The following is a 327-nucleotide window of genomic DNA, read 5'->3' on the forward strand; positions in this document are numbered from 1 at the left end:
TCACACGCGCGGCGTAACGCGCCCGCTCGTGCGGCGTGCAGGCGCACTCGCGCTCCGGGTCCCCGTGATGCCCGCACGGGCAGGGATTCATGGCCGCCACGAGCTGGAAGCGCGCGGGGTACGTGACGCTCGCCCGCGCCCGGCTGATCGTGACGACGCCGTCCTCCATGGGCTGACGCAGCGCCTCCAGGGCCGCGCGGGCGTACTCCGGGAACTCGTCGAGGAACAGCACGCCCCGGTGCGCGAGGCTCACCTCGCCCGGCTTCGGCACGCTGCCCCCGCCGATGAGGCCCGCGTCGGAGACGGTGCTGTGCGGCGCACGGTAGG

At 74.9% G+C, this 327-nt stretch carries 1 protein-coding gene; it reads right to left on the minus strand.

Annotation, left to right across the window (positions count from 1 at the left end; all coding sequences use genetic code 11):
- Positions 1–327 (minus strand): ATP-binding protein (locus DEIPI_RS30065; protein WP_045234059.1); only part of this gene is annotated, 327 nt, incomplete at both ends.

Source organism: Deinococcus pimensis DSM 21231 (assembly GCF_000519345.1).
GTDB classification, from domain to species: Bacteria; Deinococcota; Deinococci; order Deinococcales; family Deinococcaceae; genus Deinococcus_A; species Deinococcus_A pimensis.